Origin of the sequence: Streptococcus infantis, from assembly GCF_047464615.1 — a bacterium.
GTDB lineage: Bacteria > Bacillota > Bacilli > Lactobacillales > Streptococcaceae > Streptococcus > Streptococcus infantis_Y.
The window spans coordinates 13,740-27,888 of the sequence record NZ_JASHBO010000004.1 but is presented as its reverse complement, the minus strand read 5'-3'; the positions used below and the strand labels follow the sequence as shown (position 1 = coordinate 27,888).

General features: G+C 38.9%; 14 protein-coding genes. 2 read left to right on the top strand and 12 right to left on the bottom strand.

Translation table 11 applies throughout. The features are described 5' to 3' along the window. Nucleotides 1-57: 57 nt before the first annotated feature. Nucleotides 58-1,776, top strand: a complete 1,719-nt coding sequence (locus QM450_RS03080) for a phospho-sugar mutase (protein ID WP_414319614.1) — start codon at nucleotides 58-60, stop codon at nucleotides 1,774-1,776. 110 nt (nucleotides 1,777-1,886) lie between these two features. Further along, nucleotides 1,887-2,234, top strand: coding sequence for a thioredoxin (locus tag QM450_RS03075; protein ID WP_414319613.1), 348 nt, complete (start codon nucleotides 1,887-1,889; stop codon nucleotides 2,232-2,234). 36 nt (nucleotides 2,235-2,270) lie between these two features. Here QM450_RS03075 and QM450_RS03070 read toward each other — a convergent pair whose 3' ends face one another. From QM450_RS03070 to QM450_RS03015, 12 genes are all read right to left on the bottom strand, one after another. Beyond that, nucleotides 2,271-3,080 (bottom strand): MBL fold metallo-hydrolase, encoded by an 810-nt coding sequence (locus QM450_RS03070; RefSeq protein WP_001279898.1) that lies wholly within the window; start codon nucleotides 3,078-3,080, stop codon nucleotides 2,271-2,273. A gap of 1 nt (nucleotide 3,081) precedes the next feature. Further along, a complete protein-coding gene (gene vicK, locus QM450_RS03065; protein ID WP_414319612.1) occupies nucleotides 3,082-4,431 on the bottom strand; it encodes a cell wall metabolism sensor histidine kinase VicK in 1,350 nt (449 codons plus the stop codon). Beyond that, nucleotides 4,424-5,128 carry a response regulator YycF gene (gene yycF, locus QM450_RS03060; RefSeq protein ID WP_075231732.1) on the bottom strand — a complete coding sequence of 235 codons (705 nt, stop codon included), beginning with the start codon at nucleotides 5,126-5,128 and terminating at the stop codon, nucleotides 4,424-4,426. The genes vicK and yycF overlap by 8 nt, the downstream gene beginning before the upstream one ends. 64 nt (nucleotides 5,129-5,192) lie before the next feature. Continuing rightward, the gene (gene mutY / locus QM450_RS03055; protein ID WP_414319611.1) at nucleotides 5,193-6,356 is read right to left on the bottom strand and encodes an A/G-specific adenine glycosylase; all 1,164 of its coding nucleotides are present in this window, start codon (nucleotides 6,354-6,356) and stop codon (nucleotides 5,193-5,195) included. 389 nt (nucleotides 6,357-6,745) lie between these two features. After that, entirely contained in the window at nucleotides 6,746-7,657 is a 912-nt protein-coding gene (locus QM450_RS03050) for a bifunctional riboflavin kinase/FAD synthetase (RefSeq protein WP_414319610.1), read from the bottom strand. A 65-nt stretch (nucleotides 7,658-7,722) separates the two neighbouring features. Further along, nucleotides 7,723-8,709 (bottom strand): dihydroorotate dehydrogenase, encoded by a 987-nt coding sequence (locus tag QM450_RS03045; RefSeq protein ID WP_414319693.1) that lies wholly within the window; start codon nucleotides 8,707-8,709, stop codon nucleotides 7,723-7,725. Further along, nucleotides 8,672-9,472, bottom strand: a complete 801-nt coding sequence (locus QM450_RS03040) for a dihydroorotate dehydrogenase electron transfer subunit (protein WP_414319609.1) — start codon at nucleotides 9,470-9,472, stop codon at nucleotides 8,672-8,674. Before QM450_RS03040 ends, QM450_RS03045 begins: the two co-directional genes overlap by 38 nt. A 250-nt stretch (nucleotides 9,473-9,722) precedes the next feature. After that, nucleotides 9,723-10,412 (bottom strand): sugar phosphate nucleotidyltransferase, encoded by a 690-nt coding sequence (locus QM450_RS03035; protein WP_414319608.1) that lies wholly within the window; start codon nucleotides 10,410-10,412, stop codon nucleotides 9,723-9,725. 12 nt (nucleotides 10,413-10,424) lie between these two features. After that, the gene (locus QM450_RS03030; protein WP_414319607.1) at nucleotides 10,425-11,303 is read right to left on the bottom strand and encodes a DMT family transporter; all 879 of its coding nucleotides are present in this window, start codon (nucleotides 11,301-11,303) and stop codon (nucleotides 10,425-10,427) included. After that, on the bottom strand, nucleotides 11,293-12,162 hold the full coding sequence (locus tag QM450_RS03025; RefSeq protein ID WP_414319606.1) for a phosphotransferase: 870 nt from the start codon (nucleotides 12,160-12,162) through the stop codon (nucleotides 11,293-11,295). The genes QM450_RS03030 and QM450_RS03025 overlap by 11 nt, the downstream gene beginning before the upstream one ends. A gap of 12 nt (nucleotides 12,163-12,174) precedes the next feature. Then, on the bottom strand, nucleotides 12,175-13,197 hold the full coding sequence (locus tag QM450_RS03020) for a ribitol-5-phosphate dehydrogenase (RefSeq protein ID WP_414319605.1): 1,023 nt from the start codon (nucleotides 13,195-13,197) through the stop codon (nucleotides 12,175-12,177). A 4-nt stretch (nucleotides 13,198-13,201) separates the two neighbouring features. Next, complete coding sequence (locus tag QM450_RS03015; RefSeq protein ID WP_223140913.1) at nucleotides 13,202-13,909, bottom strand: 2-C-methyl-D-erythritol 4-phosphate cytidylyltransferase; 708 nt, start codon at nucleotides 13,907-13,909, stop codon at nucleotides 13,202-13,204. Between the last annotated feature and the right edge of the window lie 240 nt (nucleotides 13,910-14,149).

Below are 14,149 nucleotides of genomic sequence, written 5' to 3'. Positions count from 1 at the left end.
AACTTCAAATCGTGATATAATGTAAGCGATTAGATTATATATTAAAGGAGATTTCCTATGTCTTACCAAGAAAACTACCAAAAATGGGTTGATTTCGCAGAACTTCCAGACTATCTTCGTCATGATTTGGAAAACATGGACGAGAAAACTAAAGAAGACGCATTCTATACCAATCTTGAGTTTGGTACTGCAGGTATGCGTGGACTGATCGGTGCTGGTACTAACCGCATTAACATCTACGTTGTTCGTCAAGCAACTGAAGGTTTGGCTCGTTTGATTGAGTCAAAAGGTGGAAATGAAAAAGAACGTGGTGTAGCCATTGCTTATGATAGCCGTCACTTCTCTCCAGAATTTGCCTTTGAATCTGCAGCAGTTCTTGCTAAACACGGTATCAAATCTTATGTATTTGAAAGCCTTCGTCCAACTCCAGAACTCTCATTTGCAGTTCGTCACCTCAACTGTTTCGCAGGAATTATGGTCACAGCCAGCCACAACCCTGCTCCATTTAACGGTTACAAGGTTTACGGTGAAGACGGTGGACAAATGCCTCCACACGATGCGGACGCTTTGACTACTTATATCCGTGCAATCGAAAATCCATTTGCAGTTGAAGTTGCTGATGTGGAAGCTGAAAAAGCTTCTGGCTTGATTGAAGTTATCGGCGAAGCTGTTGACGTAGAATACCTTAAAGAGGTTAAGGACGTAAACATCAACCCAGCCTTGATTGAAGAATTCGGTAAAGACATGAAGATTGTCTACACACCACTTCATGGTACTGGTGAAATGTTGGCTCGTCGTGCTCTTGCCCAAGCTGGATTTGACTCTGTTCAAGTCGTTGAAGCGCAAGCAACTGCTGACCCAGACTTCTCAACTGTAAAATCTCCAAACCCAGAAAGCCAAGCAGCCTTTGCCCTTGCTGAAGAACTTGGTCGTCAAGTTGGTGCAGATGTTCTTGTGGCAACTGACCCTGATGCTGACCGTGTTGGTGTTGAAGTTCTTCAAAAAGATGGTAGCTACCTCAACCTTTCAGGTAACCAAATCGGTGCTATCATGGCTAAATACATCTTGGAAGCCCACAAAAACGCTGGAACTCTTCCTGAAAATGCAGCCCTATGTAAATCTATCGTATCAACTGACTTGGTAACTAAGATTGCTGAAAGCTACGGCGCAACCATGTTCAACGTTTTGACAGGTTTTAAATTTATCGCTGAAAAAATCCAAGAATTCGAAGAAAAACACAATCACACTTACATGATGGGATTTGAAGAAAGTTTCGGTTACTTGATTAAATCATTCGTACGTGATAAAGATGCAATCCAAGCCGTTCTAGTCGTTGCTGAACTTGCTGCCTACTATCGTTCACGTGGTTTGACACTTGCTGACGGTATCGAAGAAATCTACAAAGAGTACGGCTACTACGCAGAAAAGACTATCTCTGTTACCCTTTCAGGTGTCGATGGTGCTGAACAAATCAAAGCGATTATGGCTAAATTCCGCAACAATGCTCCAAAAGAATGGAACACAACAGCTATCACTGTCGTAGAAGACTTCAAGGCTCAAACAGCTACTGCTGCTGACGGTACTGTTACAAACTTGACAACTCCTCCAAGTGATGTGTTGAAATACACACTTGCTGACGGTTCATGGATTGCTGTTCGCCCTTCAGGTACAGAACCAAAAATCAAGTTCTACATTGCAGTTGTAGGTGAAACCAACGAAGAATCACAAGCTAAGATTGCTAATATCGAAGCAGAAATCAATGCTTTTGTAAAATAAAGACCTAAAAAGATGAGACCAACCAATCTCATCTTTTTTTCGTATCAAATCTAAGCAATTTTAGAAACTTTATGGCATACTAGACTTATCAATGAAAGCGAGGTAATCTCATGGAACAATTTTTAGATAACATCAAAGACCTTGAAGTCACTACAGTTGCGCGTGCGCAAGAAGCTCTTGATAAAAAAGAAACTGCAACCTTCTTTATCGGTCGCAAAACTTGCCCTTACTGCCGTAAATTTGCAGGTACTTTGGCAGGTGTCGTAGCTGAAACCAAAGCTCACATCTACTTCATCAACAGTGAAGAACCAAGCCAACTCAATGAGTTGCAAGAATTCCGCTCACGCTATGGAATCCCAACTGTACCAGGCTTTGTTCACGTTGCAGATGGACAAATCAATGTCCGTTGCGACTCTTCTATGTCAGCACAAGAAATCAAAGATTTCGCAGGATTGTAAAATAGTCTATAAAAAAGAAGGCATAGGCCTTCTTTTTTATATATCAGTCAGTGGTGTTGCGGTGTCTGGTGAAGTGTCGTAAACTTGAAAGTCTACTCCTACTCCCAGATCTGCCTGAGCTAACTGATTGACCATGGTCATGTGAGCTAGCTCCTTGATATTATTTTCCTTAGACAAATGGCCTAGGTAAATCTTCTTGGTACGATTACCTAGTGTACGAATCATGGCGTCTGCTCCATCTTCATTTGAGAGATGTCCAAGGTCAGATAAGATGCGTTGTTTGAGTCGCCATGCGTAAGATCCTGCTCGCAGGATTTCCACATCATGATTGGACTCAATCAAGTAGCCATCTGCATTCTCGACAATGCCAGCCATACGATCACTAACATAGCCCGTATCCGTCAGCATGACAAAGCTCTTATCATCCTTCATAAAACGATAAAACTGGGGCGCCACTGCATCATGACTCACACCAAAACTCTCGATATCGATGTCGCCAAAGGTTTTGGTTTTTCCCATCTCGAAAATATGCTTTTGAGACGAGTCAACCTTACCGAGATACTTACTATTTTCCATAGCCTGCCAGGTTTTCTCATTGGCATAAAGATCCATGCCGTACTTACGAGCCAGAACGCCCACACCGTGGATATGGTCTGAATGTTCATGCGTAATCAAGATAGCATCCAAATCCTCTGGTTTACGATTGATTTCACTCAAAAGGCTTGTAATTTTTTTGCCAGATAGTCCCGCATCTACTAAAATTTTCTTTTTTGGTGTTTCCAAGTAAAATGAATTTCCACTGGAACCCGATGCTAAAATACTGTATTTAAAACCGATATCACTCATTCTAGTCTTCTACTTCATCCTCCCATACGTCTTCTTTTACAGCATCATTATCATAAGGAAGAACAATGGTAAAGGTAGAACCCTTACCGTATTCACTCTTAGCCCAGATAAATCCCTTATGTTGTTTGATGATTTCTTTTGCTATTGCAAGACCTAAACCAGTACCACCTTGGGCACGACTTCTAGCCTTATCAACCCTGTAAAAACGGTCAAAAATCTTCGGTAAATCTTCTTTAGGAATCCCAAGCCCTTGGTCCGAAATTGATAAAATCATCTGATCATCAGTTGTTTTCATGCTAACCGTAATTTTCCCACCATCTGGTGAATATTTGATGGCGTTATTCAGGATATTGTCAATCACCTGGGTCATCTTATCCGTATCAATCTCAATCCAAACAGAAGTAATCGGATAATCTCTCACCAACTCGTACTTCTTCTCCTCATCTTGACTTTTCATTTTATCAAAACGATTAAGAATAAAGGTGATAAAGGCCGTAAAGTTTATCAACTCAACATCTAAGTGACTGGTCTCATTGTCGATCCGTGAGAGGTGCAAGAGGTCCGTCACCATCCGCATCATACGATTGGTTTCATCAAGAGAAACTCTGATAAAATCTGGGGCAACTGGCTCTGAAAGCGCACCTTCATCTAAAGCCTCAAGATAGGATTTTACACTGGTCAAAGGGGTACGCAACTCATGACTAACGTTCGAAACGAAAAGCCTTCTCTCACGTTCTTCCTTCTCTTGTTCAGTCGTATCATGTAAGACTGCTACTATACCAGAGATGAAGCCAGACTCTCTACGAATCAAGGCAAAACGAACGCGCAAACTGATATATTCGCCATTAAGATTCTGCGAATAAATCATCAGCTCTGGGCTCTGAGTAATAAGTTCTCTCAGCTCATACTCTTCTTCAATCTTGAGTAATTCTAAGATATTTTGATTAAGAGCATCATCCCTTTCAACTCCAAGTTGCCTCTTGGCCATATCATTGATCATGATGATTTGCCCACGACGATTGGTTGCAAGCACTCCATCTGTCATATAGGACAAAATACTATGCAACCTTTTACTCTCTTGTTCCAGATTTTCCTGAGTCAGACGAATGACTTCAGACAAATCATTAAGATTGTTAGTGATATTAGTTATCTCTGAGCTTCCCTGCATATCCAAAACCTGAGAATAATCACCATCAATCAAATCTTTTATTTTCTGATTGATCTGCCTCAAACGAATATTATCACGACGACTCTCAAGTAAGAGAAAAGACACTAACAGAATAAAGCCAATTAAGATGAGGATAAAGATAAAGTCACTCGTCAAAATTGTTTGTCTAATTACTTCAATCATTATTTCTCATATAATATCCTACTCCACGACGAGTTAGGATGTATTCAGGTCTGCTTGGTGTATCTTCAATCTTCTCGCGCAAACGTCTAATGGTTACATCAACTGTACGGACATCTCCAAAATAGTCATATCCCCAAACGGTTTCAAGAAGATGTTCTCGGGTAATAACTTGTCCAAGATGAGAAGCTAAATGATGCAAGAGTTCGAATTCACGGTGGGTTAGGTCTAACTCTTCACCATATTTCTTAGCCACGTAGGCATCTGGTAAAATCTCCAAATCGCCAATCTGCAGACTTTGTAATTTTGTTTCAGGTTCTTGGCTATCAACTGAGACAAGATCTGTACGACGGAGAAGAGCTTTAACACGGGCCTGTAGTTCACGATTTGAAAATGGCTTGGTTACATAGTCATCCGCCCCAAGTTCAAGCCCAATAACCTTATCAAACTCGCTGTCTTTAGCTGAAAGCATGATAATAGGAACACTACTTGTCTTACGAATAGTTTTTGCGACCTCAAGTCCATCAATCTCTGGAAGCATCAAATCCAAGATAATAATATCTGGTTGCTCAGCTTCAAATTGTTCAAGTGCTTCACGACCATTAAAAGCAGTTACAACTTCATAACCTTCCTTGGTCATATTAAATTTTATAATATCTGAGATGGGTTTTTCATCATCTACAATTAGTATTTTTTTCATTTAGTCACCTTTTTCCTTATCTCATTATACCAAAAAAAAGTAAAGAAGACACGCATGACCGATGCTAGCAGCTTCTTTTCAAGTAGGCTTGCCAGATCTTTTGCTGAGGTTTGGCTAGGGGATAATTGCTAAATTCTTCTGGACTTAACCACAGAACTTCTCTATCAGCGTATTCCTGTGTCTCAGTAACTCGGCCTGCAATTATCTGGATATGCCATTTACGATGGCTAAAAATGTGCTTAACCTCTTCAAATCGTAGATCTTGCCAATCAACTTCAAGATCATAGTCCTGTTCAAAACTCTCCTGTGGAGATGGTCCAAGCTGTAAAATTGGTTCCGCTACTTGACTAAAAAGATCCAACTCCTGAGTCTGGTCTGAGAAGTCATCAACTTCAATCAAGGGAAAATGCCAAAATCCAGCCAAGAGATTTTCACTCTCATTCTTTTCCAATAGAAACTTCCCCTGACTATTTTGCACTACAAGAGCCTTTAGATAAATAGGGATTGGCTTTTTCTTTGGAGCCTTAATTGGATAGCGATCCATGGTCCCATGTTGGTAAGCAGCACTGAACTCCTTAACAGGACTCTCTTCTGGTCTTGGATTAACAGGAGCCTCAATATCTGAACCTAAATCCATCAAAGCCTGATTGAAATCACCTGGACGATCAGGATCTATCAGAACCTCCATCATCGCTTGAAATATTTTTCGATTGCTAGGATTTCCAATATCATGATTGACTTCAAATAAACGTGCCAAAACACGCATGACATTGCCGTCTACTGCAGGCTGTGGAAGGTTAAAGGCAATACTAGAAATAGCGCCAGCAGTATAAGGACCTATCCCTTTCAAGCTTGAAATACCTTCATAAGTTGACGGAAATTCTCCTTGAAAGTCGGACATGATTTGTCGGGCAGCAGTTTGCATATTGCGGACACGAGAATAATAGCCAAGACCTTCCCAGGCTTTTAATAAGCGCTCCTCAGGAGCATTTGCTAAGCTTTCTACGGTCGGAAACCAGTCTAAAAAACGCTCATAATAGGGAATGACGGTATCAACTCGAGTTTGCTGCAACATAATTTCAGATACCCAGATATGGTAAGGATTCTTGCTTCGTCTCCAAGGTAAATCCCGCTTATTTTCGTCATACCAGGCTAATAGTTTTTGACGGAAAGAGAGAATCTTGTCCTCTTCCCACATGGTCACACCATATTTCTCCAAATCTAACATATTTCTAGTATAGCATAACCTTTTAGGATACTCAAAAAATCAAGATAGACATTCAATAAAATAAAGACTATAAGACTAAAAGGAAATCTAAAGATTATCTTGTTTAAAATTTGAATAAACACATAGTTTAAAAAAGCTTATCAGAATTTAAGATATCCGGAAACAAAAGTAGAAAAGATTTATTCAGCCTACTATAATATAGCGGATTGAACTTAGAGTAGTACACTATGGATTCTAAAACATTTCTAGAAATTAGTTTGACTTTCCTAATCTATCTGTTCATATCTTATTTCAATCCACTATAGTTATGATGATTCCCCAAACTTAAGCTAAAAATACACATAAAAAAGAGCTTGAAATAATCTCAAACTCTTCTATCATTTCAAATTCTATTTTCTGGCCATCTGTTCATCTTTCTCAAGTTGCTGGATTAATTGATCTACACTATCAAATTTTACCATATCACGGATACGGTCCAACCAGGAAACGATGACAGTTTCCCCATAGATATCGTCAGAAAAATCAAAGATATGAACTTCAAAACGCTCTTCTTCGCCATCAAAGGTTTCATTTTTACCTAGACTCGCCATACCACAATAGACTTTTCTTTGAATTTCAACGTCAACGGCATAAACACCATCAGCTGGCATATATGTCCGATCCAAGTTGACTAGATTAGCTGTCGGGAAGCCAATAGTTCGACCTCGAGCATTTCCGTGAACCACTACACCTCTCGTTGGTAAAGGAAATCCCAAAAGTTTGCCTGCTTCTTTTACATCTCCTTCTAGAATGGCTTGGCGGATACGCGTTGAACTAATTTTCCCCTTTTCATCCTCAACTGGTGGAACAATAACCACTTCACCATGGAAGAGTTCTTTTAAATCTTCGGCTGTTTTTCTATCTGATCCAAGAGTATAGTCAAAACCAACCACAATCGTATCTGCCTTTGCTTCCTTGACGTAGGTATCAATAAATTCTTGAGCGGTCATATTTGCAACTCGACTAGAAAAATCCATCAAATACAAGCTTTCAACTCCAGCTCTCTTCAATCTACGCTCCCGTTCACTAGCATTCAGAATATGCAATAAGTGTTCAGGTGAGTATTGATTTAGAGTTAGTTTTGGTGATTCGTTAAAAGTTACTAGAGCTACTCCCTGGCGCTTTTCAGCAGCAATGTTAGAAGCTATATCAAATAATTTTTGATGTCCAAGGTGAACTCCATCAAAATAACCTAATACAAGGACGTTTGGTCCTGGTGTTGCAATGTCTTTTTCTGTTTTAATAGGTACTGTAATAATCATAGTATTTATTATACCAAAAAAATGGCGCTTTCAAAACAATTTAGACTGAATTCAAGACATAAAACTTAGAGCAAACTTTCTCTGACTTCTTTTCGCAACATTTCTAGACTTTCGATCCCGTACTTGTCCATGACTTTTGGTAGATTTTCGATAATATCTGGACAAGCATAGGGATTCGTAAAGTTGGCTGTTCCGACACCGATTGCTGAGGCACCAGCCAGATACATTTCTATAGCCGCTTCAGCTGAATCCACTCCTCCCATACCAATGATTGGAAGCTTAGTTGTTTGAGCTACTTGACGGATTAGTTTTAGGGCTACAGGAAATACTGCTGGGCCAGACATGCCTCCTGTCCCATTGGCGAGGATTGGTTTTCTAGTCTTGAGATCAAAACGCATACCAACAAGAGTATTGATCATGGTAAGACCGCTAGCACCGGCATCTTCTGCTGCTTTTGCAATAGTCACGATATCTGTCACACTAGGGGTTAATTTGACGTAAACGGGCACATCTGATGCTTCTACGGCAGCCTTCACCACATCATAAGCCAACTCAGAATCTTGTCCAATTAAAAGTCCATGATTTCCATGATCGACGTTAGGACAAGAGATATTGAGCTCGATGGCTTTTACATTATTTGCCTTTGAAATTCCATGAGAAACGGCTGCATACTCCTGTTTTGAAAAGCCAGCAACATTTGCGATAATAGGGAGATTTGGGTATTCTCTTTGAAGCCATGGTAGTTTCTCAGAGAGAACGACCTCTAAACCTGGATTTTGTAAACCAATAGCGTTGAGCATACCTGCAGGTGTTTCTGCCACTCGTGGAGTTGGATTTCCAAACCTGGGTTCTAGGGTAGTTGCCTTAATCATGATAGAGCCTAAAATGTCTAAATCATAGTATTTGGCATATTCTTGACCAAAGCCAAAACAACCTGAAGCAGGAATGATAGGATTCTTTAATTCTAAACCTGGTAGAGAAACTTGTAATCGATTTGTAGTCATGACACTCTCCTTATAAAACAACAGTTCCTGTTTTAAATACAGGCCCATCTTCACACACACGTTGACTAACTGTTTCACTATCTGGTACTTTCAATACGCAAGCGTAGCAAGCCCCCATGCCACAAGCCATACGGGATTCAAGAGATAGATAAGCTCTTGGATGGTCGGAAAAGGTTTGATTGATGTATTTCATCATACCAGGTGCACCGCATGAGTAAATTGCATCGAATTCGTTATCAAATTTCTTAATCACAACTGAGACATTTCCCTTGATCCCATAAGAGCCATCATCTGTTGTCACAAAGACTTTGCTGTATTGGGATAATTCATCTTCCAAAATAACTGCATCTTTGGTCGCAAATCCTAGAACCGTTGTGACATCTACACCACGTTCATCTAATTGTTTAGCTACTTCAAGTAAAGGAGGCACACCAATTCCGCCACCAACTAAGAGAACACGACTCTGCTTGTCTAAATCAGATAAATCAAAGCCATTTCCTTGAGGTCCCATAACATCTAAACTATCACCTGTTTTTAAGGTTGAAAAAATTGTCGTACCAGAACCTTCGATACGATAAATAAGATGGCATTGTTTATTAGCCTTATCTATAGACGAGATTGAAATCGGACGCCGCAAGAGATGAGCATCATCAGGAACTCGTAAATGAAGAAATTGGCCTGCTTTCATAGCTTCAACCATTTCTCCTTGAAGTTCGAGTTCAAAGATAGCTGGTGCGATTTCCTTTTGGGACACTACTTTCATGGTTTCCAAGCGAATAGCACCCATGCGTTTTTTACAATTTGGATTCATAACTTTTACTCCTTAAATTTTAAGGGGTTCAGAAAAAGAAAAACCTTGCAATCGCAAGGTTTCAGTAAGATACTTACAGAAAAGAATCAAATAAACTGTGTTTATTCGAAGTTTGTGTAATCTATTTTCTATCTGACACCTTGTGAGCCTCTCTGGACTTCCCTTAAAGGTTAAATTTTTATTAGTATACTGTATCAACCCTAAAAAGTCAAGTAAAAATAGGTAAGGTGTCTGACGTATTTTAGTTTACTTATTTTTGTGAAGAGAGAATCTTCTCCAATTTTTGATAATCTTTGACACTATCAATTTCATAGATAGAGTTTTCTTCCAATTCCTCTACGTAAACATCTAGTTCTTTGATATTATCTTTAACCATGTTATCCCAGTAGAGATCTACAAATTCCCCACTTGCATAGGCTTTGTCGATAAACCCAACAATTTTCTCAGCTGTTGGAGCGTCCCAAAATGAAACTCCACTCAGGATGCGACCATTCTTACTATCGACGATGATATCTTGAACTTTGTAATCTTCTCCGTAAACTAGGAACCACTCATTATCACAGTCTTCACGATAAACGCTGAAGTATGTTGAACGCTCGATGTCATTGCGGAACATATTTTTGAAAAGATAGTTATCCGCATCGATAACGTAGCTGTTAGCCAACTCTTCTTTTACCAAGTAAAGAGAGTAAAAGTTGTTGTAATCAGCATACTTATCATTGAAGACCAAACAAACACCGTATTTTTCTTTAAGATAGTCGAACTGTTCTTTCAAATAACCAACTACGATGATGATATCATCGATTCCACGCTCTTTTAAAAATTCAATTTGATATTCAACCAAAGGTTTTTGATTAACTTGAACCAAAGCTTTGGGTGTATTTTCTGTCATGGGTCTCAAACGAGTCCCCAAACCTGCTGCTAAGATGATAGCTTTCACGCGCTTTCTCCTTTATTCTTTAATAATAATGTAAACACCAGCCATTACAACAAATGAAGTAATGATTGTTAAGGCAGTCAGAGGTGTTCCCAAGAAAATTGCTGCAAACAAAACAGTCCATACTACATAACTGACATTTAGACCGGTTGCCTTTGCTGGTTGTAATCGATTGATAGCAATGTAGTATGCAAGGTAAGAAATCATATTAAATGCTGCAAAGACTATCAATAAACCAAACAATTGCCCATTTGCCACTTCTGCAAACGTGTGATGCGAGAAGAGCACAATAACAAGATAAGACAAGAAGGATGTAACTTGCCGAATCAAGAGGGCTTCAATTTCACTGAGATCACTTTCCATAGCAAATGAGCTTAGAACACTTTCACTCCCCCAAGCAAGAGCACAAATCAAGGCACATAGAATTCCGATATAGAAAGAATTCACTTGCTCGGCTTTATAGGTCTGAGCAATAATTCCTGCAATGATTAGGACAATACCAAAAATTGTATTTTTGGAAATCTTGTGCTTCAAGAAGAAGAAGGCAAGCAAGACTGAAACAGCAGGATAAATCGCCGAAACAGACGATGCTAGAGAACTTCCAATATACTTAACCGCATAAAGATTGGCCTGCATACCAATCGGTCCTGCCAGTAAAGCACCAAAAATAACACTAACATTTCGAATATTCAAGAAGATTGAAAAACGTACTTTTCCTTCCTTAACTAGAAGAAAACCTAGTAAGATAAAAATACTGAGGAAGTCGTGTGCTGCTGCTACTACAAAGGGTGATAAATCAGTAAATATTGAGAAGATGTAGGCACTAACGGTAAGTCCTAATCCCCAGAACACACCTGAAAACAACCCAAAAGAAACACCATTTTTAGTCTTCATCAGAACCTCCCATAGAATCCAACTCTTTCACAGCTCTATTGTAACGAGAAATTCCATAATCTCCGAAATCTGCACCATTTTCTTCTTTGTAAATAGTCCAAAGACTCCAAATGATGTCCTGCAAAATCTTGTAAATACGAATTTTTTCTCTTGAAACTGGAGTCTTATCGCTCTCATAATGACTAAGGAAGTTTTCTTCCTCTTCTAAAGAAAACTCTGATTCTAGGAAAAGGGCGGCTAAATCCCACATGGGATCATTCATAGATGAATATTCCCAATCAATCAGATAAAGGTGACCATCTGGTCCTTCTATGAAATTTTCTGGTACTAAATCAATATGACATGATTTCTTATCAATACCGATTTGTTCAAGCTCTTCTTTCAGAGAAAACACAGACTTTCTGACAGCTTCATAGTTCGGATAGGAAATATCCCCTTGAATCAAGGTTTCATATTTTTTGATTTCCTCAAAAGGAGCAAACTCCCCTTTTAATTCCTTACCCGAAGCATGAACCGTTTGTAAAATAGGCGCAATCTTTTCAAATTTAGTCTTGATTGTAGTGGAATTAAGAGTATTCGCAGATTTAATGTACTGATTAACCTTGATACCTGCTTCAATATCGAAAAGATAATTTTCTACATCAAGTTTTAAATCTTTTAATAAGTCCAGATTAAATTTCTCATTTTGACGATTAATCAATTTATCTGTTCCTTTTCCGAAAAACTTAACGATATACTGATTTGAGGTTGTCTTAACCAAATAGTTTTGATTAGTCATTCCTCCTAGTTGTTCAACACTTATAATATCCTCATCAGTTGATAGTAAAGATGTCAGTTTTTCCTTAATAATCTTTTCCACGCTCATCCTCCATTAGACTTCCCACTTAAAGACTGTCTTAAAGGCAGTATTTAGGTCAGTTGCAAAAACTCGGTGAATATCCTTAATTTCTCGTACTGGTTCTTCTAAATAAATGATATTTTTCAAACGATTGGCAAATCTCTTAATCTCCATCATTTGGATAGCTTTTTCGAAGTCAACACGTCCTGAACGCGAAGAACCTACTAGTAACAAACCTTTTTCCAAGGAATCTCGAGTATTGATGTTGACCTTGTACTCACTAACACCCATCATCAGAATGGTTCCCTGTGGTTTGATGTAACGGATGAGATCATTGATAGCAGGTCCGCATCCATCACCACCACAACATTCGAAACCATGATCAAAACTAAGATCATCTGGGATGCTATCCGTAATGTAGAGCTCTTTAGCAAATGAGAAGAGTTCAAGTTTTTCCCAATGACGGCCAATGACGATAATCTCTGCTTCGGGCAAGGTATAGTTGATAATATTTGCCATTACAAAGGCTAGACTACCATCTCCAATAACTGCAATACGCTGACGTCTGCTGTGAGAAACTGTCAAGAAACGATTCATAGCGTGCATACCCACACTGACAAATTCAGTAATGGCAGCTACTATGTCTTCGACGTCCTCGTAAGCTACCACACGATCCTTAGGCAGAGATACAAATTCTCGCATGAATCCATCGTAACCACTTGAAAGGAAATATGTTCCTGTCATGTAATTTTCGTAGAATTCCTCATCACTTTGCATAGGTGGTTGATTTGGAATCATAACAACCTTCTGACCAACTTTGTAGGTACCTGTTGGATCAGAAATGACTGTACCACAAGACTCATGAATCATAGCCATTGGTAATTTTTTGGCTAAAATTTTTGGATCTCGTTTACCTTGATAATAGCGCTGATCCGCATGACAAACAGCCATATAGTTTGGTCGGATGAGAATATGATTCTCTTGATCAATTTCTTCTTCCTGATATTTAATATTAATAAACTTTGGTTTTGTCAGTTGATAAATTTGATTAATCATGTCTCTAGTCTTTCTCAATCATGCTTTTAGCAATCTTCAAGTCTGTAACTGTTGTAATTTTAAGGTTTGAGTATTCACCTTTAGCTAAGGCTACATCTTTACCCTTAATGACAAAGATTTTACATGCATCTGTTAAAATTTCTTTTTCTTCTGCTGATAAAGAACCATACAAGTCAATAAAGTCTTTACAACGGAAGGTTTGTGGAGTCTGTCCTTGGTATAGATGAGCGCGATTTGGAATATCTGTGATGAACTGACCATTTGTACTTTCAACGATGGTATCCACAGCTTCAACCACGGTATCAACAGCATCATGGTTTTTAGCGAGTTCAATATTATCTTGAATCATTCGAAGAGTGATGAAAGGACGAACGGAATCATGCGTCACCACAATATCATCTGCGGTCAGTGGACGGTAAGCATCAATAGCTTCAATAATTTTTTCAATACTAGAATTACGATCCGCACCACCTTTTGTGATGATTATACGGTCCTTGTGGAGTGGTAGGAATTTTTCAACTAAATCTTCTGCGTGTGTAACCCAGTCACCATGAACTCCAACTACAATCTTTTCAATACTTGGTTCCAAAACAAATTTTTCAATAGTATGAATCAAGATTGGGCGATCTCCCAACTCAAGAAATTGTTTAGGTAAATTACTAATCCCCATGCGCGTGCCGGTTCCACCTGCTAAAATTCCAGCGTAGATCATTTTAATACTCCTTTAGTCTGTTCTTAAAAAAACTCATTCTTTACTATTATATCACAACCTAGCCCTTTCTCGAAATAAATACTAGATTTCTCTAGTCAGAAAGAGCCAAGGGGTAACTTCTCAAAGTAACTTCCACTTGCTTAACCGAAGTGGAAATTAGTCTAAAACGGATTTTTATGGTGGAATTAAGTATGAGACGTTTGAATCTAAAAATTAAAACAAGGCTCAAAGCCTTGATAC